Here is a 21,264-nt window from a genome sequence, read left to right on the forward strand (position 1 = left end):
AGAAAACAATGACGCATACCACCTCAAATGACTCGCTGAATGAATCACTCGATGAAACAACGGCTGGAGCCTTGAAGCCCAAACGACCTCCTGTACCAAAGCTGTCTCAGAAGGGATTGGGACTGCTGTTGGGAGGTGCATTGCTTCTGGCGGGGGGAACCTGGAGCATCCTGCAACTCACCCGTTCGACCCATGCACCAGAGACCACGCTAGCTCCAGCAACGACCGTTGAAACGTTAACCATTCGCGCTCAACCGATCGCCAATACCCTAAACCTCTCGGGTACAATTCGCCCGGCTGACCAAGCAACTCTGTCAACACGGGTAATGGGACGGATTACCCAGTTGTCGTTGGAATCGGGCGATCGCTTCCGCAAGGGAGATATCCTTGCCCGCATTGATGTGACGGATATGACGGCTCAAACCAGTCAGGCACAGTCGGGTGTGGCTCAGGCACAGTCTACAGTCGCTCAGAGACAAGCCGACTTATCTCGTACTCAGGCAATGCTCAACCAATACGAGTCGCAGAAAATTGAAGCTCAAGCAGCACTACAAATGGCGAGAATTGATCAAAGCCGGATGTCAAAACTTCGGGCAGAAGGGGCAGTTTCCCAAGACCGTCTCGATCAGTCCAATACAACTCTAGCGCAGGCAAAGGCGAAGGTTGCACAGGCAGATGCCGGGATTCGACAAGCACAAGCGGCGATTAGTCAATCTCAGGCGGCGATTAGTCAATCTCAGGCAGCAGTGAACCAGGCAAAATCCGGTGTAACCTCAGCTTCGATAGGTGAAAGCTACGGAACCGTGATCGCTCCCTTTGATGGGGTGGTGGTGCAGAAACTTGCCTACGAAGGAGAAATGGCAGCTCCTGGAACGGTATTACTGAAAGTTGAAAATCCAGACAGACTACAACTGGAGATCGCTGTACCCGAAGAGAACTTACGGTTTGTGCGCGTCGGTCAACCCGTCAAAGTACAGGTAGAGGCTGCCAATCAAACCTTAAAGGGAACCATTCAGCAAATTGTGCCAGCCGCAGATGCCAACTCTCGGAGTTTCCTGGTCAAGATTCCCTTAAATAATTCTGGTCACCTCATTTCTGGGATGTTCGGTCGTATTGCCTTACCAGTCAGTGGCAAACAAGAAACTATTCTCATCCCCACGAATGCCCTGATTCAACGGGGGCAATTGCAAGGGGCGTATGTGGCAGAAACGAGGGGATCTCAATCGACGGCTGTTTTGCGTTGGGTAAAAACAGGACAACAACGTGATGGGCAGGTAGAGATTGTGTCGGGATTGATGACGGGCGATCGCATCATTACCAGCAACATTGGGCAACTCAGCGATGGACAGTCGATCGCATTTCGGGAATAGAAGGGTGAAGAAATGATGCAGAACGAACCGAAGAATGGGCATCAATCCCTATCCTCTCATCCTCACAAATTGGGCTTTGTGGGTCACTTAGCCCAAAAATTCATCGACTCCAAACTGACACCTCTGATCATCTTGGTGTCATTACTGTTAGGGATTGGAGCGATCCTGATTTTGCCACGGGAAGAAGAACCGCAAATTACTGTACCGATGGCTGATGTGTTCGTGCAAATGCCAGGAGCCTCTGCCAAAGATGTGGAACAGCGTGTTACTGCACCGATGGAAAAGTTGATCAAAGAACTTCCCGGTGTGGAATATGTTTACTCCACCTCACGTCCCGGTTCATCCCTGGTGATTGTGCGCTTTCTGGTGGGACAAAACACAGAAGATTCTGTGGTGCAGCTTTACAACAAGCTCTATGCCAACTTTGACAAGATTCCACCGGGTGTCTCACAACCATTGATTAAGTCGAGGTCAATTGATGATGTCCCAATTTTGACTTTGACTTTATGGGGTGAGCAAAGCACTGGAGCCGAATTACGGCAAATTGCAGCTCAGTTAGATGAACAAATCAAGCAAGTGCCGGATGTTTCCGAAACGACGATTATCGGTGGACAAAAGCGACAACTGCGAGTAGACCTCGATCCAACAAGGCTGAATGCGTATGGCTTAACACCCCTAGAGATCTCAAAAGCCTTGCAGGCTCAAAACACTGAACTTGCCAGCGGTGCCTTCAACCAGAATAATCAATCGTTTCTGGTCAGAACCCAGAGCTTTATGCGATCGGCAGAAGATGCGAAAGGATTAGTAGTTGCGGTTGCCAATAATCAACCTGTGTATCTGCGCGATGTGGCAACCGTCACCGATGGTTCAGAAGAACCTGCCAGCTATGTGTTCTTTGGACAGGGAAAGCAAACCGAAACGCATCAGAGCATACCAGAGCAGTCTACTGGAGAAGCCGAAGCCGTCACGATCGCGATCGCCAAACGCTCTGGAGCCAATGCGATTCAAGTCTCGCATCATGTGCTGCATAAACTCGATCAAATTAAACGCAACTATATTCCAAATAATGTCAATCTGACCGTCACACGGGACTATGGTGAGACCGCCGCAGAGCGATCGAATGAACTCCTGTTTCATATGCTAATCGCGGTTGGTTCTGTGACGCTCCTCATGTGGTTTGTGATGGGCAAAAAAGAGGCAATAGTGGTGGCAGTCTCGATTCCCGTTACCTTGTCACTCACCCTTGCTAGTTTTGTTTTTTATGACTTCACGCTGAATCGAGTCACCTTCTTTGCGCTGATTTTCTCGATTGGCATTCTGGTGGATGATGCGATCGTGGTCGTGGAAAATGTGGGTCGCCATCTGCAATTACCCGAAAATAAAACACGCTTGCAACTGTCTACCAATCGTCGGCGCACCCTGCAACAGATTGTCTTAGAAGCGGTGGATGAGGTTGGTAATCCCACCATGCTGGCAACCTTGGCGGTCATTGCAGCGATCCTGCCTATGGCGTTTGTGGGCGGCTTGATGGGTCCTTATATGCTGCCAATTCCGCTCGGTGCCTCTGCTGCCATGATCTTTTCAGCCCTGGTAGCATTCATTGTGGTGCCTTGGACAACGATGCGGGTGTTCAGTGGAGCCAGCCATGCTGCTCATGCTCACGGAGAGGATGCGCTCAGTAAGCTGTATCGTCGGTTTATGGTTCCACTGATCCATTATCCTCGCCGGGGAACGGCTTTTCTGGTGACAACGGTGTTAGCTCTGGTTCTCATTATCGGCGGGCTGGCAGGCTTTAAGCTGATGATTCTCAAGATGCTACCGTTTGACAATAAAAGCGAATTGCAAGTAGTGGTGAATATGCCGGAAGGTACGACACTGGAACAGACCGCCAGAGCGACAAAAGAAATGGGGCAATACCTCGCTACTGTACCGGAAGTGATTCACTATCAAAGTTATGTCGGTACGTCTTCTCCCTACAATTTTAATGGGTTAGTGCGACATTACTTTTTGCGATCGGGCACCAATGTTGCCGATCTTCAGGTGAACTTTTTGCCAAAAGGAGAACGTAAACGTCAGAGCCACGACATTGCCAAAGCCATTCGTCCGAAGCTGAAAGAAATTGGCGATCGCTACAGTGCCCGGATTCAAGTGGCTGAAATTCCCCCTGGACCTCCAGTGCTGCAAACCCTGGTCACTGAAGTGTATGGTCCCAACTATCAAGGACAGATTGACCTCGCCACAAAAATTCGCCAGTTGTATCAGTCAACCGATGGGGTCGTCGATGTGGACTGGTATGTGGAAGCACCGCAGACCGATTATCGCTTGGTCATCGATCGCGAGAAAGCCGCCTTGAACGGCATCAGCCCCACCCAAATTTCAGAGGTCTTGCAAATGGCTTTATCAGGGCAGAATGTCGGGCTTCTGCATGATGAAAATGCGCGTGAGGATGTGGCGATTAATCTGCGCTTTAGTCAATCGAGCCGTACCAGCCTGGATGATCTAAAAGCCCTCAACCTCAAAGGAGCCAATGGTAATTTAGTCCCTTTGAGTGCCTTGGTGAAAACGGAAACGACTACAGCAGATACCAGTATTTATCATAAAAACTTGCAGCCCGTTGTCTATATCCTGGGTGATGTTTCCGGCAGAGTAGAAAGTGCGGTCTATGCCATGCTCAACCTACAACCCCAGATCGATAAGCTCGTTCCGACCACTGGCACCAAGGTTCAGACCTACCTGACAGAACAACCCCCAACCACTGAAACTTATGCGATCAAGTGGGATGGCGAATGGCAAGTCACCTACGAAGTCTTCCGCGATCTCGGTCTTGCTTTTGCGGTGGTGTTGGTACTGATTTATGCTTTGGTAGTGGGCTGGTTCCAATCATTTACCACCCCCCTCGTAATCATGGCGGCCATTCCTTTTTCGCTGATCGGCATTATGCCTGCCCATTGGTTAATGGGTTCCTTCTTCACGGCAACCTCAATGATTGGTTTCATTGCTGGAGCGGGGATTGTGGTACGCAACTCGATTATCCTCGTAGACTTTATTGAGTTACGACTGAAAGAAGGAATGCCCTTAGAAGAAGCCGTGATCGATGCGGGCGCTGTCCGATTCCGTCCCATGCTGCTTACTGCTGCTGCCGTAGTGGTGGGATCAGCCATTATCCTCACTGACCCAATCTTTCAGGGATTAGCCATCTCGCTGATGGCAGGGGAAGTCGCATCGTTGTTACTGTCGCGATCGGCGGTGCCCATTCTCTATTACAAACTCTGGCGCGATCGCAAAGGCAATCCGAACGATACTTACGCTGGCGTAAATCAACCTATTGTCGAAATAACGAGTGATGGGATGACGGGATGATGGGACTTCTCACCCTTTTGTCATCACATCCCCTCTTCCCACTCATCCTTCCACCCTCCTCCCCTCAAAACCTGATGGAACCCATTCACATTTCCTACTTTTCCGATGTTCTTTGCGTCTGGGCCTATATCGCCCAAATTCGCCTGGATGAGTTGAGAACAACCTTTCAAGACAAGATTGCGATCGCGCCACACTTTGTCCCTGTCTTTGGCAATGCCCGTGAAAAGTTAGAAAATAGCTGGCGTGATAAGGGCGGCTTCAAAGGTTATAGCGACCACATTCACGAAGTCGTTAAAAAGTTTGATCACATCACTGTTCATCCCGATATCTGGACTAATGTGATCCCACCCTCGTCCACTTCTTGCCATTTGTTCCTGCATGCAATTCAATTACTGGAAATCAAGGGCATTGTCCCAAAATCAGAGCAAGTTTCTGAAAAAGCAATTTGGGCGTTTCGGGAAGCGTTTTTTACCAAACTGGCGAATGTTTCCGATCGCAAGGTGCAACTTGAACTTGCAGAAGAGCTAGGACTCCCGATCGCCGCCATCCAAGAGCAGATTGATAGCGGTGAGGCGTATGCTTTGCTATCGAAGGATTTTGAGTTGGTCAAAGAGCATACAGTGACGGTCAGCCCCACCCTAATTTTTAATGAAGGACGGCAGAGACTTAACGGCAATGTGGGCTATCGAGTCATCGAAGCCAATATTCGCGAGTTACTACACAATCCACCTGATGAACAATCCTGGTGCTAGGGAGGAAGATTGGGCGATCGCCATCAAGTTAACCATTGATAGGTAAAGTCGATAGCGCTGAACTCGTACCTTTTTCGTTAGGTCTTGTATCGTATTCAATCAATAGCAAGCGAAATTGTGCGATCGGTATGGCTCTATGTAGTGATTGGCATTGCGATCGGGCAGTCATTCATGGTTATGTGCCGACAGATTTCATTATCGAACACCGTTGCACTCTCTCGGATGCAGTTGGAGCGAGAAATCCAGGAAGGTCAGTTTCGTCGGGGACACAGTGCGGTTGTGCAAGTGCTTGCTGTCAAACCGTCGTTAGAACAGTAGGGGAAATGTGAGGGTGAGATAATGAAATAGTGGAATACTAGATAGCTCACCTCCCACTTTCTCGCCTTTCCACTCCCTTTCATCATGCAGTTCGCTGCAACAGGTGTATGAATTCTGGAACAACTTCTACAGCCTCTGTCCAAACTTATTCCAGGCTGACTGCGACCGATCAGCCCTTGCCCTGGGACGCAGATACCGCTAGTGCTGTGACCGCTGATGACAAGGCTGTTGAAGAGTGTCGGCATTGGTTAAGTTTTCATCGGCTTTGGGGACAATTGCCAGCAGAGGCATTGCAAGCGATCGCCCAGTCCTTATATTGCTTTCGCGTTGAACCTCAAACGCTGATTTACCAGGAAGGGCAAGACAATATTGGACTGTACCTGCTGAAGTGGGGCGCAGTCGAGATTTGGCGGCTCGCCTCGATTGGCAAATCTTTGATTCGCTATCGCAGTGCTGGAGAGCTATTCGGCTATGCATCACTGATGGCAACCCCCGAAAACGGCAGGCACCAGACGCAGGCGATCGCCCTCACTGCCAGCGAAATCTGGTTTTTGCCCCAGGCTCAGTTTCATCAGTTAATGCAGCAGTATATCGAGCTTGAACATCTGTTCAATGCCCTGTTAGCGCAAGACTTAAACGCCTTCAGTGCCCGCATTGCTCAAGAACAGCACCGGATTCAAGGCTTACAGTCCTATATTCAAGCGGTTCCAACGGGGGAAATACTGGGCGACAGCAAAGCCAGTCAAAAGCTAGTGGAACAAGTTGATCAAGCCGCCGCCACTCTAAAACCTGTTTTGTTTCAAGCTCAACCTGGAACTGGAAAAACCTTTCTGGCAGGGCTGATTCATGCCCGTTCTGGACTCGCAGACCAACCGTTTGCGGAGCTAGATTGTGCCAGGTTGCCTCGATCGGAGGATGGTAGGCTCAATACTGATTCTTTATTTGGCAGAGTCGGCGGACAAGCGGGCATCCTCGTACTGTTGGAGCGGGGAACGCTATTGCTGAATAATGTCCAGGTGTTGGGCGCGGGAGATTGCGATCGCCTCACCCACTACTGCCAAACGGGTGGCATTTTGCCAAATCATGGGCTGAGTGGTTCTCACACGCTGACCACCGAGCCTCCCCAGCCTGTTCAGTCCTGGGTTCGCTTAATCCTTGCCGCTCCAGACAAACTACAATTGCCAGCGGTAGACGCAATTTCCATCAAGCTGTTTAGCTTGCCCCAGCGCAAGGCAGATATTCCAGCCTTTGCCCGTTACTTCTTAGCCCAGTTCTGTCAGGCACAAAACCGTCCCCTGCTAGACCTGGATCAGTCGGATCTGCGTCGCTTGCTTAGCTATGACTATCCTGGCAACCTTACAGAACTGGCAGAAATTTTGCATCGGGCGGTGATCATGACCCCACTAGGGCAGTCCGTGATTGCAGAACAAGCCCTCTGGTCGGTGCAGTCTGCGAAGAACGCTTTCCGGGTGGATCTGCTCACCCATGTACCCTGGCTACGGGAAGTGTTGCTGAGTCGCTGGTATCCAGAGGGCATCTGGTTTGTAATGATGGCATTTTTTGTGCCCGTCACGATCGCTGGGTTCATGGGTCCCCAAGCACGAGATAGCAGTGTGACGCTCAATCTTTTTTGGGCGTGGTGGTGGCCCGGTTATCTGTTTCTCTTCGTTTTTGTCGGTCGGCTCTGGTGTGCCGTTTGCCCCTTCATGATCACGGTAGAATGGCTTCGCCGTTTTTCCCTCTGGCTGTTTCCGCGCCAGCAACTCACCTGGAATACCCAATGGTTAAATCGCTGGGGAGCCTGGATCTTGTTTGGTGGCTTTTTAGCCATTTATTTGTGGGAGAAGCTGTGGGACTTACCGCACCATGCGGTGCTTTCTGCCTGGTTGCTCTTGACGATTACAGCCGGAGCGGTGATTTTTAGCCTGATTTATGAGCGCAGGCTTTGGTGTCGCTATCTCTGCCCGATCGGCGGGATGAACGGAATGTTTGCCAAGCTGGCAATGGTAGAGTTGCGATCGACTCAACAGGTGTGTGGCAGTCAGTGCAGCACTTTTGGTTGCTATAAAGGCAGTAGCGCCACCCCCGTTACCTTTGCCGATGCCCTGCCTACTGAAGGACAGGCAACGGGCGGCTGTCCGCTCTACTCTCATCCCGCCCAATTGACGGACAACCGGGACTGTGTGCTGTGTATGACCTGCCTCAAAGCCTGCCCCAATCGCTCAGCGCAGTTAAACCTACGGTTTCCCACATCAGACTTGCTGGACAATCACCGAGGCTTTTGGGCGGAAGTCGCGCTCCTCTTGCTGCTGTTTGGTGGGGTGTTTATGCACCATGCCCAGCGGCTTTTAGGCTGGCTGGGCTTCCACGATATTCCCATTGATGCGGATCATTTACTGACCAGTGCAGCGATCGCCCTAGCGCTCCTGACTATTCCGGCAGTGCTGACCTATGGCACTCATGCGATCGCTCGACTGCTTGATCCCGAACAACCCACCTATCTCACCGTCATCTATGCCTATCTGCCCTTTACCCTGGCAGCCAACCTGGCACACTATATCCCAGCAGCGGTCACAGAAGCAGGTCAAATTTTGCCTGTTTTGGCGCGAACCCTTGGCTCTAGCGGCACGGGCTTACCGACGCTCACCTGGAGTGCGGATGTTGCCGCTTTTCTTCAGGGAGTCACGCTGCTCTCCGCTCTGATTTTTAGTGTCTATCCGCTTTTACGCATTACCCAACGCACCTTGCTCAGCAATCTGCCTCATTTGCTGTTAATTGCCGGACTGACGGTGACGAGTTTCTGGCTCATTATTTGAGGGATTCTCAATTTACTTTATGAATATTTATAAGGACATTGCTGAAATCACGGGTCACACACCGCTCATCAAGCTGCAACGGTTGCCTCAGCAGTTTGGCTGTGTTGCCGAAATTGTGCTGAAGCTAGAAGGCATGAATCCGGCTAAGTCTGTAAAAGATCGGATCGCTGTCAGCATGATGCTCGAAGCGGAACGGTCGGGGCTGATTCAACCCGGAATTTCGACGATCGTGGAGGCAACCTCTGGGAATACTGGCATTGGTTTAGCGATGGTGTGTGCCGCCAAGGGCTATCGCCTGATTCTGACGATGCCAGACAATATGAGCCAGGAACGACGGGAAATTGTGCAAGCGTATGGAGCAGAGATCATCTTGACTCCCGCCGCAGACGATATGCAAGGGGCGATCGCCCACGCCAATCAGCTGCTCACCACACTGCCCCACGCCTTTTCACCCCATCAGTTCAGCAATCCTGCCAATCCCAAAATCCATTACGACACCACTGGACCCGAAATTTGGCAGGATACCGATGGCCAACTCGCTGCATTAGTATTAGGCGTGGGGACGGGCGGTACTCTCACTGGCGCTGGACGCTATCTTAAACAGCAAAATCCTAACCTCCAGATTGTTGCCGTCGAACCCGCCAACAGTGCCGTGCTGAGTGGCAAGCCTGCGGGTGAACATAACTTACAAGGCATTGGCGCAGGGTTTATACCGGATGTCTTGCGAGTGGATTTGATTGATGAAATTGTCACCGTTACCGAAGCGCAGGCTTACGAGACGGGGCGACAATTAGCGCAAGTAGAAGGCATCATGAGCGGTATTTCAACGGGTGCAGCGGTTTATGCGGGGTTACACATCGGGCAGCGATTAGCGCAAAGCGCAACTCCGCAGGAACCGCACTACCAGGATCAACGGATTGTGATCATTCAACCCAGTGCAGGAGAACGCTATCTCAGTACAGCCATGTGGCACGAAATCAGTACAGAGAACGCTTTACAACCGCCTTCCACTGCATTAAGTCATGGATGAAATGTCGTCTGATTCTGAACAAATCTGGCAGGTTCACGATCGATTCCTGGAACTGCATTCGCGTTGGATGACCTTGATTGGCGAACACCTACAAGACCATCAGGGGGAAATCCTAGCATACTGGCGGATTGAGAAGGCAGATTCCGTGATTGTTTTGCCGATTCAGGACGGTCAAATTTTGCTTCCGCCTCCAAGCTATCGTCCTGGCGTTGGGCAGGTAACGTTGGATTTTCCGGGTGGTCGAGTGTCAGAGGGACAGACGCTTGCACAGGCAGCGATCGCAACCTTAAAGCGAGAATTAGGGATTGAAGCAGCGAATATCACTCAATTAATTCCCTTAAACACCCAAGGTTGGGCAGTGAACAGTTCCTTTTCCAATCAGAAACTGTATGGTTTTGTGGCGCACATTGACAACACAAAACTACGCTCTGAATTAGTTGCAGTTACTTATTCAGTAACTTTAGCAGAAGTCCAAGATTTACTTCAGAACCTCACTTGTGTACAATGCCGTGCTGTATTTTTGGAATGGTGGTTAAACTTCAAATACAGCAATTTTCAGTAGGGTGGGCTTTACCAGGCGCAAAATCCAACGAGAAGTTGTAAGCATTGCGTTCATGGATGACTTCAATTCCCAAATTGGCGCAGTTTAGTACATCCGCCCATGCGAGAACAGATTGCCTTGATCATCCAAAACTGATTGGTTAACCCCGTATCAGGGGACAAACACAACTCTCCTGTTCCAGCCACTGCGATCCCACTTGATGTAGAGCGACCATCACAGGTTGAATTTGATGCCCTTTAGACGTGAGGGAATATTCGACACGGGGCGGAATCTCCGCATAAACCCGACGCTCAACTAACCCTTGAGCTTCCAACTCACGCAGGCGTTGAGTTAGGGTTTTGGTACTGATGCCAGGGAGTGCCGCTAATAATTCATGGGTGCGTCGATCGCCACCAAACAGCTCTCTCAGAACCAAAACTGACCACTTATTGTCTAATAAATCTACCACAAATTGAATCGGGCATTTAATCTCTGAACACTGGCTGAGATCTAGCATAAACTCCGCTCACAATGGACTTCCCAGGAGTAGATAACTGCGCGATCTCAATCTGGGCTGAACCTCTAAAACGCTTGTAACGTTTTTCTGACCTGTAAAATTAGAATTTCAATATTTCTTTAGAAATGGCGCAACTCCTGGTATTTATTCTAATGCTTTACGCTCGGTAACTATGAGATAGCGTTGGTAACTGACTTGTGAACGATCGTCAATTCAGGGAAGGTGGGTTCAGTCACAAATCACCACACCTTTCTTCTATGGTTAATTCCATTGCGATACCTGAGGCGACAGGTCTTCGAGCCGGTATCAAGGCACCTGTCCAAGAAACCCTATTAACCCCGCGCTTTTACACCACTAATTTTGATGCCATTGCTCAAATGGATCTGTCTGGTCAACAGGCAGAATTAGAAGCAATTTTGGCAGAACTGCGAGCAGACTATAACCGCTATCATTTTGTCCGTAATGAAGAGTTTGAGCAATGCTGGAATCATATTGATGGCGACACACGAAAGGCGTTTATTGACTTTTTAGAGCGCTCCTGCACCTCAGAATTTTCGGGCTTTCTATTATTTAAAGAACTCTCCCGCAAACTGAAGGGGCGCAATCCGGTATTGTCTGAAGCTTTTAGCCTCCTGGCACGGGATGAAGCGCGTCATGCTGGCTTCTTGAATAAGGCGATGGCGGATTTTGGGTTGTCTCTGGATCTAGGCTACTTAACGAAAAATCGTCCCTACACCTTCTTCCCGCCGGAGTGGGTCATCTACACCGTTTATCTGTCTGAAAAGATTGGCTACTGGCGCTATATTCTCGTCTATCGCCATCTGCAACAGCATCCAGAGCATCAAATTTATCCCCTGTTTCGCTACTTCGAGAATTGGTGTCAAGACGAAAATCGGCATGGAGATTTCTTCAAGGTATTGTTGCGATCGCAGCCCAAACTCTGGAATAACTGGAAGGCAAGATTCTGGTCTCGCTTTTTCTTGCTGACCGTGTTTGCTACCCACACCCTGACAGTATTGGAGCGTTCCTCGTTTTATGAATCGATTGGTATTGATTCACATGAATACAATCAACAGGTGATTGATAACACCAATGAAACAGCCAAACGGGCATTTCCCAGTATTTTAGATACCTACCATCCAGAATTCTTCCCCCGGTTGGAGAAATGTGCGATCGCCAGTCAAACGTTGGCGGCAATCTCTAGTAACCAGCGCCCTACCGTGATCCAATTTTGTCAGAAATTACCCTGGATCGCTGTAATTGTCTGGCAGTTGCTGCGCCTTTACTTACTACCCTCGATTAACGCTGAAACTTCCAGAACCGCAGTCAATTAGGATATCTTACCATGAGCAATCTATCAACATGCCTTCGCGAAGGCACCCAACATTCCCATACCGCTGCTGAAAATACGGCATTTATGAAGTGCTTTTTGAAAGGAATTGTAGAACGGGAACCCTTCCGCAAGCTACTGGCAAATCTGTATTTGGTCTACGGCGCGTTGGAAGCAGAGCTAGAATGCCATCGCAATCATCCCGCGATCGCTCCCATCCTCTTTCCTCAACTCAATCGCACCGCCAATTTAGAGCAAGATCTGGCATTTTATTACGGCGACAACTGGCGTGAGCAAATTGCTCCTTTACCTGCGGGTCAGGTTTATGTCGATCGCATTCACGAAGTCGCCAACACCGATCCGATCCTTCTGATCGCCCATGCCTATACCCGTTATATGGGTGATCTCTCTGGTGGGCAGGCATTGAAAAATATTGTGCGTTCGGCGTTGAAATTGCCGCCCGATCAGGGAACCGCTTTGCATGAATTTGAGCAACTGCCCACGGTAGAGGCAAAGCGTGCGTTTAAAGAGATCTATCGGGATGCATTGAACGCCTTGCCACTGGATGAGGCAGAAATTCAGCGCATTGTGGACGAGGCAAATTATGCGTTTCATCTTAACCGGGATGTCATGCATGACTTAGAAGGCGATGTGAAGGCATTGATTGGTGATCATGTGTTTGAGTTGCTCACCCGTCAGGATATTCCTGGTGCAACCGAGCGATCGCCGCATGGTTCTTCCAAAGAATCTGTTGTCGTGGAGTACAGCATTTAGGGAGAGGGCGTTTTCTCATCGTCATCGTACCCTTCTATGTCTTTGTCATCCGCCTATCCGTCATCCTCCACCCGTCCATCAGGAGAACACTCACTCATGCAACATTTGCTGCCCACAGTTGAGTTTGATGCTCAACTGCTGCAAAAATATGATCAGCCTGTGCCACGCTACACCAGCTATCCGCCTGCAACTGAATTAACGACAGAGTTTGAAGACGTTGATTTTAGAGCCGCGATCGCAATCAGTAACTATAAAAAAACACCCCTGTCACTGTATTGCCATATTCCGTTTTGTGACAGTGCTTGTTACTTCTGCGGTTGCAATACGGTAATTACACAACGCAAAGAAATTGCTGAACCCTATTTGGGCTACTTGGTACAGCATATTCAGCAGATGGCTCAACTAATTGATAAAGAACGCATCGTTCACCAACTGCATTTAGGTGGAGGCACACCAAACTATCTTTCCCTGAGCCAGATCGAAACGCTGTGGGCAGCAATTCATCAACAGTTTCGCTTTGATCCAAACGCTGAAATTTCGATTGAAGTTAATCCTAAATCCTTAGATCAGCACTATCTTTTCTCGTTGAAAAATCTAGGCTTTAACCGCATTAGCTTTGGCATACAGGACTTTGATTTGAAAGTGCAGGAAGCGGTCAATCGGGTGCAGCCAGAATCCATGCTGTTTGATGTGATGCAGTGGAGCCGGGATGCAGGATTTGAACGTGTGAATGTGGATCTGATTTATGGACTCCCGTTTCAAACCCTGGAAACATTCCGCGACACCATTCGTAAAACAATTCAACTCGATCCCGATCGCATTGCCGTGTTCAACTTTGCCTATGTGCCGTGGCTCAAACCCGTGCAGAAGCGCATTCCTCAAGATGCATTGCCTTCAGCCGCTGAAAAGCTTAAGATTCTGCAAATGGCGATCGCAGAATTGACCCAACACGGGTATCAATACATTGGCATGGATCACTTTGCCAAGCCCGATGATGAATTGTCTGTGGCTCAACGGGAAGGGCAACTGCATCGCAACTTTCAGGGCTATACCACCAAGCCAGAATCGGATTTGATTGGGTTTGGGGTGACATCTATTAGCATGTTGAACGATGTCTATATACAGAATCACAAACGTCTGAAAGACTTCTATCGGGCGATCGATGCAGAAGAACTGCCGATCAAGCGAGGCGTTACTTTGAGCCAGGATGACCTCATTCGACGCACGGTGATTATGGAATTGATGTGTCAATTTCAACTTTCACCCGATGATGTGGAAGCAAAATATCACCTCGGCTTTGATCTAGATTTTGAAACGTATTTTGCTCAAGAAAAATTTCAACTACGCCGACTGGAAGCCGATGGCTTAATCAGACTTTCTCCCAATCATATTGAAGTTACCCCTGCCGGACGGCTACTAATCCGAAATATTGCGTCGGCGTTCGATGCTTATCTTCGGAAAAACATTACCTCTAGTTTCTCAAGATCTGTTTGAGCAGGAGAGTACATGAGTGGGAGCATCCTATCACCCCATCACTTCGTCTTCAGAAAGATTATTCACTGTCATAAAGAAGGCAACCCATGCGTATCTTAATGATTCAGCCTAACTATCATTCTGGTGGTGCCGAAATCGCTGGGAACTGGCCTCCCAGTTGGGTTCCCTATGTTGGTGGCGCTTTGAAGACCGCAGGTTTCAACGAGGTTCGCTTCGTTGATGCCATGACTAACTATATTGCCGATGCGGATCTGGCGGAAATCATTCGCGACTATCAACCCCATGTCGTACTGGCAACGGCAATTACGCCCATGATTTACCAGTCTCAGCGCACATTGAAGCTGGTAAAAGAAGTCTGTCCAGATGCAAAAACTATCATGGGTGGGGTGCATCCAACCTATATGTACCGGGAGGTATTAAATGAAGCTGCTTGGATTGATTACATCATTCGGGGTGAGGGAGAAGAAATTACGGTTAATTTATTACGCGCGATCGCAGCGGGCACGGATGAACGAGATCGCCGCGAAATCCTGGGACTTGCCTTTCTTGAAAACGGTAAAGTTGTGGCTACCCCTGCTCACCCCCCGATCAAAGACCTGAACACGCTCACTCCAGATTGGACGTTGCTGAATTGGCCTACGTACCTGTATACGCCGCTAAATGTGCGGGTTGCCGTCCCCAACTATTCACGGGGTTGCCCGTTTCGCTGTCGCTTTTGTTCACAATGGAAGTTTTGGCGTAAGTATCGCTCCCGTTCACCCAAACATTTCGTGGATGAAATTGAACGGCTAGTAAAAGATCACCAAATTGGATTTTTCATCCTAGCGGATGAGGAACCAACGATTAACAAATCGCGCTTCGTGGCACTATGCAATGAGTTGGTCGATCGCAACTTAGGGGTGCATTGGGGCATCAATACACGAGTTACCGATATTCTGCGCGACGAGAAGGAATTACCCCTGTATCGTCAAGCTGGCCTGGTGCATGTTTCTTTAGGAACGGAAGCAGCGGCGCAACTAAACCTCAACCTATTCCGCAAAGAAACAACGATCGCCGATAACAAACGAGCCGTGCAGCTCCTGCGTGATCATGGCATCTTGGCAGAAGTTCAATTCATCATGGGGTTGCCCAGTGAAACCCCCGAAACCATCGAGGAAACCTACCGGATGGCACGAGACTGGAAGGCAGACATGACCAATTGGAACATGTACACGCCTTGGCCGTTCTCAGAGCTATTCCAGGATTTGCAGGACAAAGTTGAAATCCGCGATTATTCCCATTACAACTTCGTCACGCCGATTATCAAGCCCGATCATATGACGCGGGAGGGCGTACTCAAAGGGGTGCTGCGTAACTATGCACGGTTTTACTCCTGGAAGTTTCTAGAGTACTGGTTTGAACCCGATCCCTTTAAGCGCCGCTATCTCTTAGGCTGCCTCTGGGCGTTTGTCAAAACCACCCTCAACAAGCGCTTCTATAACCTGAGCCGCGTTAAGCAGAAAGGATTGCATACCGAAATTGAGTTTGGCTTTGATGAATCCAAGATTCTTTCTGCCGAGCAAATGGCTCAGTTCAAACAACCATCGGCTGATATCGATTCACTGGGCACAATTTCAGCCTGCGGTGGGCCGAATGAATCGTCAGAAACCAGTAATTACCCGAAAGTGCAGAAACCCGATGACATCATTCAGGTGGCTGTCATTGAGGCAGATGAGCAAACTCGCGTTAACTTGCGGGTAGACTTGCGTGCCCAAGAGGGAATTGAAGTGGCCAGCGAAGCCACCAATGCTGAAACAGGTATTGTGCTGCTGGAATCTATTGATGTTGACGTTGCCGTGGTGGATAGTACCTTGCCAGATATGGATCTGGTCAAGTTCATTCGCATGGCACGCAAAGCTCAAGCAAATTCCTATGTCATTCCATCCAAAATTCTGGTGCTCGTTCCCCCTGGAAACCTCTCTGTAGTATCAGACGCGATCGCGGCAGGAGCGGATGCCATCTCCTTGAAAGGTGCGCCCATTGAACAACTGGCGAATGCCGTGAGGATTACCCATCGCAATGGGATGTATCAAGATCCGGCGATCGCCAGTCTCCTTGAGCCAGCAGTAACAGCCTGGTCGTTAGAGAACTGATGGGATGATGGGAAACCGTCCCAACACCCATCATCCCATCACCCCATTTCCCATTTAGCCTTTCTGTGGTTGAGGATTTATTCATGACTGTCAAGAACGTGTTAACAGACCCGAAACGCGAACCCGCTCTCGATTGGGTCGCTGTCATTTTCTTCGGCAGTGTTCACTTACTGGCGCTATTAGCACCCTGGTTTTTCTCCTGGTCTGCATTGGGAATTACTTTATTTCTGCACTGGCTGTTTGGCAGCATTGGGATCTGTCTGGGCTATCATCGGCTCTTGAGCCATCGCAGCTTCCAGGTGCCCAAATGGTTAGAGTATGTCATTGCCCTGATTGGAGCCACCGCGTTACAAGGCGGCCCCATTTTCTGGGTTTCAGGTCATCGGTTGCACCATGCCTATACCGAAGATGTCGATAAAGATCCCTACTCTGCCCGTCGCGGCTTCTGGTGGAGCCACATGCTATGGATTTTCTATCCCCATGCAGAATTCTTTGAGTATGAGCAGTACCAGCGGTTTGCCCCTGATCTGGCACGCGATCCCTTTTATCGCTGGTTGAATCGCAATTTTTTACTGCTGCAATTCCCGCTGGGGCTGCTGCTGTATGCAATAGGAGGTTGGTCGTTTGTCATCTGGGGTGTGGTTGTTCGAGCCGTTTTGCTCTGGCACAGCACCTGGTTTATTAACTCGATTACTCACATGTGGGGCTACCGTACCTTTTGCACAGAGGATAACTCCCGCAATCTTTGGTGGGCGGCGATTCTCACCTATGGCGAAGGTTGGCACAACAACCATCACGCTTATCCTAATGTTGCCAAAGCAGGCTGGCACTGGTGGGAGTACGATCCGACCTGGTGGGCAATTTGGCTGTTAAAGAGCTTGGGTATTGCCCGAAAAGTGGTGATGCCGCCGACTGGAAAGGACACACCTTAAAGCATAACTATGGGAGGTCAACCTAACCGATGCCTACTGTCACCACAACACCTTTCACGTCTGTTTACGGTCCAGTGCAATCCTGGCGCTTTGGGCGATCGCTTGGGATTGATCCAATTGGTGCAACACCTACTTGCTCATTTAACTGTGTGTATTGCCAGTTAGGCGAAATTCAGCACCAGAGTTGCAGCCGTCAGGTTTTCATCCCAACCCAGACGATTCAACACGATCTGCAAACCTTTCGTGTTTGCGATGTGAACACGATTACCCTCAGCGGTAGCGGCGAGCCGACTCTAGCGCAGAATTTAGGCGAAATTCTGGGTATGGCAAAGCAGATCACCCGGAAGCAGGTCGGTGTGTTAACTAACGGTAGCTTACTGAGTGATCGCGCGGTGCGTGAGGAACTTGCCCTTGCCGATTGGGTGTCCGTCAAAGTGGATGCCATTTCTGATGGCTCATTCCGTCGCATCAATCACCCCATAACCACTCTCAACCTGCAAACCCTCTGGGCAGGGCTATTGCAATTTCGCCAAATTTATTCAGGTCACCTGGCAATTCAGACCATGCTGCTTACAGACTGGAGCGGTCAGGATCAGACAGAGTACATCCGGCGAATGCAAGCACTAATGCCAGATGAAATTCAACTCAACACACCCACTCGCCCCCGCCCCTTAACGCATCAGCTAGAAGCCCGTGGTAATTATATCCCTGCCGATCGCCCTTATCCGACCCAGCCATTGCAGCGAGTCAAGGCTGAAGTGCTAGAGGCGTTTGGCGATCGCATTACAAGTGCAATTGGCCTTCCCGTGCGTTATCCATTACTCAAACAGGACGAACACCATGAGCCATCCGACGAACCCTTATCTTAAACTTTTAGAAATTCCTCCTGGTTATCTCAACATCATGGGCTATGTCGATGAGTCAGAAGTAAATGGACCTGGTTGTCGAGCCGTGATTTGGGTGCAAGGTTGCCTGCGGGAGTGTTCAGGGTGCTTTAATCCTGCGTCATGGTCATTTGAAATCAATCAACTGACCGCCGTGGATACCCTTGTCCATCAGATTCTCAGCAACCCTCGCAACCAGGGTGTCACCTTTTCGGGCGGCGAACCTTTCTGGCAAGCACCTGCTCTGGCAGATTTAGCGCGTCGGGTTAAAGCCGCAGGATTAAACGTCATGTCCTTTACAGGCTTCACGTTAGAACAACTGCGATCGGAACAAGCTCCGGCAGGTGTTCAAGACTTGCTGGAGCAACTTGATGTTTTAATTGACGGTGCCTATGTGCAGTCTTTGGCAATTCACTCCCCTGATTCTCTTGTCTCCTCTAGCAACCAGCGGGTGCATCTTTTCAATCCAGCTTTTCAGGATCAGCTAACTTGGGCAAGTGATCAGATGGAAATTCACATTCTTAAGGATGGCAGTCGGATTATCACAGGATACCGGGGTCAACTAAATCTGGTGGAGCCGGAGTGATGAATCTTTCATGGTTCACAGTGAATTTATTTAAGCAAATTCAACCTTAAAAAAACTATGCCACCGCTACCTTCGCTTCAAATTGGTCAACATCTTGCCCGCTATCCCATCATCCAGGGAGGTATGGGCATTCGGATTTCTGGAGCACAGCTTGCCGCTGCCGTTGCCAATGCAGGTGGGATTGGCATCATATCCGCTGTTGCTCTAGGACTAAACTCACCCTACTTTGATATCAACCAGCCGAATAGTTGCAAACGCAGGGAGCAATTTTTTGAGTCCAATCGGCTGGCGTTGATTGATGAAATTAGAAAAGCTCGAACGTTAAGCCCGAATGGGATTCTGGGCATCAATGCGATGGTCGTTGCCCAAGATTATGAAACGCTGGCGCGGACAGCGGCTGAAGAAGGGATCAATCTGATTATTTCTGGCGCAGGCTTGCCGCTGCAATTGCCGGAATATGCCGCAGCACATCCAGAAGTGGCACTGGTGCCGATCGTGTCTAGCACTCGTGCAGCGCGCATTATGTGCCGCAAGTGGGAACGTCAGTATGGACGGCTACCCGATGCGTTCGTCGTGGAAAACCCTAACTCGGCAGGAGGGCATCTGGGGGCTAAATTAGAGGAACTGGGCGATCGCGCTTTGGAAGCAGAGCAGGTCATCCCAGAATTAGTGACCTATCTACAACAAGAAGTCGGTCAGGCTATTCCAGTGATTGCGGCTGGTGGAGTGTGGGATCGCGCCGACATTGAGCGGATGCTGGCATTAGGAGCGAGTGGTGTACAGATTGGCACTCGTTTCATCACCACCGATGAATGTGATGCCGATATTCGTTACAAAGAATTTCATCTCCATGCTAAGCCAGACGATGTAGTGATTATTTCCAGTCCTGTAGGAATGCCAGGACGAGCGTTACGAAATGCGTTCGTGGAGAAGGCGATCGCAGGTTCCCCTGATTTGGAAAAACGGTGTTTGTTCAATTGTCTCTATGCATGCAAATGCCGGGATGAACAGCAATATTACTGCATTGTTCAAGCCTTGGATAAAGCGGCACAGGGGGATATTGAAAACGGGCTGATTTTTTCGGGTAGTAATGCTGGACGTGCCAAACACATGATACCCGTTGCTGAGCTGATGGCAGAGTTAGTTGCCTGAATTGTCAGCTCTCATCCTGCTGGAGTTGCAACCCAATAACAGCGGGTGAAATGATCAATGGTTCGGACAATTTTTGGCAGGAAAGCTATCTATCGGATAGGGTGCCCATACAAACAAAGCGCACCGGATAGATAGCTATGAAAGCCATTGTACAGAGCCTACTGACGAAAGTTGGCGTTTTCGCAAACCGCAAGTGACCTTTTTCGTGACGCTGTTTTCGACGATTTTGATTGTCTGTGGCAAGGTGAACTTCACGAACTTGAGCCGCTACAGTGAGTTGAATGAGAAAACGTATCGACGGCAGTTCACTGGACGAGTCTGGCACGTCTCATTGAAACGGGAGATTCGAGTCGTCTACCTGATTGACCGTCGCCTTCCCAATCGAGTTCGCACCTGCTTGCTGTTCAGTACCGATGTCGAACAAGACCCCAAGCAGATTGTCCAGTTCTATAAATTGCGCTTCGGGATTGAATTTCTCTTCCGCGATGCCAAGCAGTTTACGGGACTGAGTGATTGCCAAGCCCGTGACCTCTTGAAGTTAGACTTTCATTTCAATGCCAGTTTTACCGCTCTCAATCTGGCGAAGTTCGACGCGCATCACCAGCACCAGGGTCAAGACCCATTTGTGTTCTCGATGGCAAGTGCCAAACGTCGTGCCTTCAACCAACCCCTGCTCGAACGATTTATGGCCAACTTAGACTTGGAGCCGAGTGTGATTAAATCTCATCCCAACTTCTCAACCCTTTGCGATTACGGCACTATCGCCGCCTAAACCTGTCCGGTCAGGCAGCAAAGTCAGGGCTGAACAAAGCGATTCTGGATGCCGCATGGGGAGAACTCAAACAGAAGACATCTGCTGTGGCTGCAAAGTCAGGCAATCTCGTCTGGAGTGTCAACCCGCGCTGTTCGTCCCAGGAATGCTCGGTCTGCCACTTTGTTAGCCCCACCAATCGGGCGGGTGAAAAGTTCCTCTGTGAGAGTTGCGGCGCAATCGAGGATGCTGATACGAACGCTTCATCCAACCTCAGATTCAGAGGCATGGTGGAGCTTGGGATTAGTTTAGATGCTGTACTGAGAGTCCCTCAGAAACAGGGTAAAATCACGCCCTTGGAGTTATCACTGGCGTTAGCGGGTGAGCCGGGGAACCCTCAGTCCTTGATTGAGTGGAGGGGAGCATGAGCAATCAACTCCCGGAATCCGCGTCCATACCCAAAGGGTTGGGCGTAGAGGATGTCAATAGAATGACCGTTTGTTGGTCTAACCAGTGTTTCAGAGT

At 49.7% G+C, this 21,264-nt stretch carries 18 protein-coding genes; 17 read left to right on the top strand and 1 reads right to left on the bottom strand.

The genetic code is table 11. From position 1 onward, the window contains the following. Nucleotides 1-8 precede the first annotated feature (8 nt). The 7 genes from BRW63_RS20790 to BRW63_RS20820 all read left to right on the top strand — a co-directional run bounded on the left by BRW63_RS20790 (nucleotide 9) and on the right by BRW63_RS20820 (nucleotide 10,208). Nucleotides 9-1,370: an efflux RND transporter periplasmic adaptor subunit gene (locus BRW63_RS20790; RefSeq protein ID WP_073074324.1), complete on the top strand. Its 1,362-nt coding sequence runs from the start codon at nucleotides 9-11 to the stop codon at nucleotides 1,368-1,370. A 12-nt stretch (nucleotides 1,371-1,382) separates the two neighbouring features. Continuing rightward, nucleotides 1,383-4,730 carry an efflux RND transporter permease subunit gene (locus tag BRW63_RS20795; RefSeq protein WP_223257452.1) on the top strand — a complete coding sequence of 1,116 codons (3,348 nt, stop codon included), beginning with the start codon at nucleotides 1,383-1,385 and terminating at the stop codon, nucleotides 4,728-4,730. 74 nt (nucleotides 4,731-4,804) lie between these two features. Continuing rightward, nucleotides 4,805-5,482, top strand: a complete 678-nt coding sequence (locus BRW63_RS20800; protein ID WP_073074325.1) for a DsbA family oxidoreductase — start codon at nucleotides 4,805-4,807, stop codon at nucleotides 5,480-5,482. A gap of 84 nt (nucleotides 5,483-5,566) precedes the next feature. After that, nucleotides 5,567-5,800, top strand: coding sequence for a hypothetical protein (locus BRW63_RS28485; RefSeq protein WP_073074326.1), 234 nt, complete (start codon nucleotides 5,567-5,569; stop codon nucleotides 5,798-5,800). Between the two features lie 107 nt (nucleotides 5,801-5,907). Continuing rightward, on the top strand, nucleotides 5,908-8,616 hold the full coding sequence (locus tag BRW63_RS20810) for a cyclic nucleotide-binding domain-containing protein (RefSeq protein WP_083583125.1): 2,709 nt from the start codon (nucleotides 5,908-5,910) through the stop codon (nucleotides 8,614-8,616). A 19-nt stretch (nucleotides 8,617-8,635) separates the two neighbouring features. Further along, complete coding sequence (gene cysK, locus BRW63_RS20815) at nucleotides 8,636-9,646, top strand: cysteine synthase A (protein ID WP_073074327.1); 1,011 nt, start codon at nucleotides 8,636-8,638, stop codon at nucleotides 9,644-9,646. A 1-nt stretch (nucleotide 9,647) separates the two neighbouring features. After that, nucleotides 9,648-10,208 (top strand): NUDIX domain-containing protein, encoded by a 561-nt coding sequence (locus BRW63_RS20820; protein ID WP_073074355.1) that lies wholly within the window; start codon nucleotides 9,648-9,650, stop codon nucleotides 10,206-10,208. A 139-nt stretch (nucleotides 10,209-10,347) separates the two neighbouring features. Here the strand turns inward: BRW63_RS20820 and BRW63_RS20825 are convergent, their stop codons facing one another. After that, nucleotides 10,348-10,704, bottom strand: a complete 357-nt coding sequence (locus BRW63_RS20825) for a winged helix-turn-helix transcriptional regulator (protein WP_073074328.1) — start codon at nucleotides 10,702-10,704, stop codon at nucleotides 10,348-10,350. Between the two features lie 257 nt (nucleotides 10,705-10,961). Here BRW63_RS20825 and acsF point away from each other — a divergent pair, with 257 nt between their 5' ends. The 10 genes from acsF (at nucleotide 10,962) to BRW63_RS20875 (ending at nucleotide 21,167) form a co-directional block, all read left to right on the top strand. Beyond that, nucleotides 10,962-12,038, top strand: a complete 1,077-nt coding sequence (acsF, locus tag BRW63_RS20830; protein WP_073074329.1) for a magnesium-protoporphyrin IX monomethyl ester (oxidative) cyclase — start codon at nucleotides 10,962-10,964, stop codon at nucleotides 12,036-12,038. An 11-nt stretch (nucleotides 12,039-12,049) separates the two neighbouring features. Beyond that, entirely contained in the window at nucleotides 12,050-12,808 is a 759-nt protein-coding gene (locus BRW63_RS20835) for a biliverdin-producing heme oxygenase (RefSeq protein WP_073074330.1), read from the top strand. 96 nt (nucleotides 12,809-12,904) lie between these two features. Continuing rightward, the gene (hemN, locus tag BRW63_RS20840; protein WP_073074331.1) at nucleotides 12,905-14,302 is read left to right on the top strand and encodes an oxygen-independent coproporphyrinogen III oxidase; all 1,398 of its coding nucleotides are present in this window, start codon (nucleotides 12,905-12,907) and stop codon (nucleotides 14,300-14,302) included. A gap of 86 nt (nucleotides 14,303-14,388) precedes the next feature. After that, complete coding sequence (bchE, locus tag BRW63_RS20845) at nucleotides 14,389-16,434, top strand: magnesium-protoporphyrin IX monomethyl ester anaerobic oxidative cyclase (protein ID WP_073074332.1); 2,046 nt, start codon at nucleotides 14,389-14,391, stop codon at nucleotides 16,432-16,434. A gap of 83 nt (nucleotides 16,435-16,517) precedes the next feature. Further along, nucleotides 16,518-17,366 (top strand): acyl-CoA desaturase, encoded by an 849-nt coding sequence (locus BRW63_RS20850; protein WP_073074333.1) that lies wholly within the window; start codon nucleotides 16,518-16,520, stop codon nucleotides 17,364-17,366. Between the two features lie 29 nt (nucleotides 17,367-17,395). Continuing rightward, the gene (locus tag BRW63_RS20855) at nucleotides 17,396-18,235 is read left to right on the top strand and encodes a radical SAM protein (protein ID WP_073074334.1); all 840 of its coding nucleotides are present in this window, start codon (nucleotides 17,396-17,398) and stop codon (nucleotides 18,233-18,235) included. After that, nucleotides 18,207-18,836 carry a 4Fe-4S single cluster domain-containing protein gene (locus BRW63_RS20860; protein ID WP_073074335.1) on the top strand — a complete coding sequence of 210 codons (630 nt, stop codon included), beginning with the start codon at nucleotides 18,207-18,209 and terminating at the stop codon, nucleotides 18,834-18,836. Before BRW63_RS20855 ends, BRW63_RS20860 begins: the two co-directional genes overlap by 29 nt. 57 nt (nucleotides 18,837-18,893) lie before the next feature. Then, nucleotides 18,894-19,988, top strand: a complete 1,095-nt coding sequence (locus tag BRW63_RS20865; RefSeq protein ID WP_073074336.1) for an NAD(P)H-dependent flavin oxidoreductase — start codon at nucleotides 18,894-18,896, stop codon at nucleotides 19,986-19,988. A 193-nt stretch (nucleotides 19,989-20,181) separates the two neighbouring features. After that, on the top strand, nucleotides 20,182-20,760 hold the full coding sequence (locus BRW63_RS20870) for a transposase (RefSeq protein ID WP_073074337.1): 579 nt from the start codon (nucleotides 20,182-20,184) through the stop codon (nucleotides 20,758-20,760). After that, nucleotides 20,733-21,167, top strand: a complete 435-nt coding sequence (locus BRW63_RS20875) for a zinc ribbon domain-containing protein (RefSeq protein WP_073074338.1) — start codon at nucleotides 20,733-20,735, stop codon at nucleotides 21,165-21,167. The genes BRW63_RS20870 and BRW63_RS20875 overlap by 28 nt, the downstream gene beginning before the upstream one ends. Nucleotides 21,168-21,264: the final 97 nt, after the last annotated feature.

Origin of the sequence: Phormidesmis priestleyi ULC007 (assembly GCF_001895925.1) — a bacterium.
Lineage (GTDB): Bacteria > Cyanobacteriota > Cyanobacteriia > Leptolyngbyales > Leptolyngbyaceae > Phormidesmis_A > Phormidesmis_A priestleyi_A.

Bases quoted from the DNA above. Each gene is read 5' to 3' on its own strand.
- cysK (WP_073074327.1), top strand. From the start codon at position 8,636: ATGAATATTTATAAGGACATTGCTGAAATCACGGGTCACACACCGCTC.
- BRW63_RS20790 (WP_073074324.1), top strand. From the start codon at position 9: ATGACGCATACCACCTCAAATGACTCGCTGAATGAATCACTCGATGAA.
- BRW63_RS20865 (WP_073074336.1), top strand. From the start codon at position 18,894: ATGCCACCGCTACCTTCGCTTCAAATTGGTCAACATCTTGCCCGCTAT.
- BRW63_RS20860 (WP_073074335.1), top strand. From the start codon at position 18,207: ATGAGCCATCCGACGAACCCTTATCTTAAACTTTTAGAAATTCCTCCT.
- BRW63_RS20800 (WP_073074325.1), top strand. From the start codon at position 4,805: ATGGAACCCATTCACATTTCCTACTTTTCCGATGTTCTTTGCGTCTGG.
- BRW63_RS20820 (WP_073074355.1), top strand. From the start codon at position 9,648: ATGTCGTCTGATTCTGAACAAATCTGGCAGGTTCACGATCGATTCCTG.
- BRW63_RS20810 (WP_083583125.1), top strand. From the start codon at position 5,908: ATGAATTCTGGAACAACTTCTACAGCCTCTGTCCAAACTTATTCCAGG.
- bchE (WP_073074332.1), top strand. From the start codon at position 14,389: ATGCGTATCTTAATGATTCAGCCTAACTATCATTCTGGTGGTGCCGAA.
- hemN (WP_073074331.1), top strand. From the start codon at position 12,905: ATGCAACATTTGCTGCCCACAGTTGAGTTTGATGCTCAACTGCTGCAA.
- BRW63_RS20795 (WP_223257452.1), top strand. From the start codon at position 1,383: ATGATGCAGAACGAACCGAAGAATGGGCATCAATCCCTATCCTCTCAT.
- BRW63_RS20835 (WP_073074330.1), top strand. From the start codon at position 12,050: ATGAGCAATCTATCAACATGCCTTCGCGAAGGCACCCAACATTCCCAT.
- BRW63_RS20825 (WP_073074328.1), bottom strand. From the start codon at position 10,704: ATGCTAGATCTCAGCCAGTGTTCAGAGATTAAATGCCCGATTCAATTT.
- BRW63_RS20850 (WP_073074333.1), top strand. From the start codon at position 16,518: ATGACTGTCAAGAACGTGTTAACAGACCCGAAACGCGAACCCGCTCTC.
- BRW63_RS20855 (WP_073074334.1), top strand. From the start codon at position 17,396: ATGCCTACTGTCACCACAACACCTTTCACGTCTGTTTACGGTCCAGTG.
- acsF (WP_073074329.1), top strand. From the start codon at position 10,962: ATGGTTAATTCCATTGCGATACCTGAGGCGACAGGTCTTCGAGCCGGT.